This is a genomic window from Oleiphilus sp. HI0128 (genome assembly GCF_001635365.1).
Genome location: NZ_LWGG01000160.1, coordinates 1 through 873, shown reverse-complemented (window position 1 = coordinate 873; position 873 = coordinate 1). Strand labels below are relative to the sequence as shown.

Below are 873 nucleotides of genomic sequence, written 5' to 3'. Positions count from 1 at the left end.
AGAGCTGTTTGATAAAGCGCTAGAGTCTATCCAGCCAATGGTAGAGGTTAAGTCTCGCCGTGTTGGTGGTGCTACTTATCAGGTTCCAGTTGAAGTTCGTCCGGCTCGTCAGGTAGCGCTAGCAATGCGTTGGTTGGTGGACTACTCTCGTAAGCGTGGCGAAAAGTCTATGGCTTTGCGTCTAGCGGGTGAGATTATCGATGCAGCCGAAGGTAAGGGTGCAGCGGTTAAGAAACGTGAAGATGTTCACAAGATGGCCGAAGCAAACAAGGCTTTCTCTCACTACCGTTTCTAAGGTATACGAGTGTTATATGGCCTGCATTTTATGCGGGCCTTTTTGGGTTTAAGAGGATAAAAAATTGGCACGTAAGACTCCAATTTCCAGGTATAGAAATATTGGTATTTGTGCGCACGTTGATGCTGGTAAAACAACGACAACGGAGCGAGTTCTTTTCTATACAGGCTTGTCGCATAAAATAGGTGAAGTGCACGATGGTGCGGCGACAATGGATTGGATGGAGCAGGAGCAAGAGCGAGGTATCACGATAACCTCTGCTGCGACCACGTGTTTCTGGTCGGGAATGCAGCAACAGTTTGATCAGCATCGCGTGAATATTATCGATACGCCTGGGCACGTTGACTTTACAATTGAAGTAGAGCGCTCGCTCCGCGTGCTTGATGGTGCGGTTGTGGTTTTGTGTGGTTCGTCAGGTGTGCAGCCGCAAACTGAAACGGTCTGGCGGCAGGCTAATAAATATGAAGTGCCGCGCATGGTCTTTGTTAATAAGATGGACCGAACAGGTGCTGACTTCCGAATGGTAGTCGAACAGTTAAAAGATCGTCTAGGTGCTACGCCAGTGCCTCTGCAAATGA

At 48.6% G+C, this 873-nt stretch carries 2 protein-coding genes; both read left to right on the top strand.

From position 1 onward, the window contains the following. Nucleotides 1-295 (top strand): 30S ribosomal protein S7 (rpsG, locus tag A3763_RS02055; protein ID WP_068759849.1); only part of this gene is annotated, 295 nt, incomplete at its 5' end. A 64-nt stretch (nucleotides 296-359) separates the two neighbouring features. Further along, nucleotides 360-873: GTP-binding protein (locus A3763_RS02050; RefSeq protein ID WP_156494830.1), on the top strand; the 514-nt coding region annotated here is incomplete at its 3' end.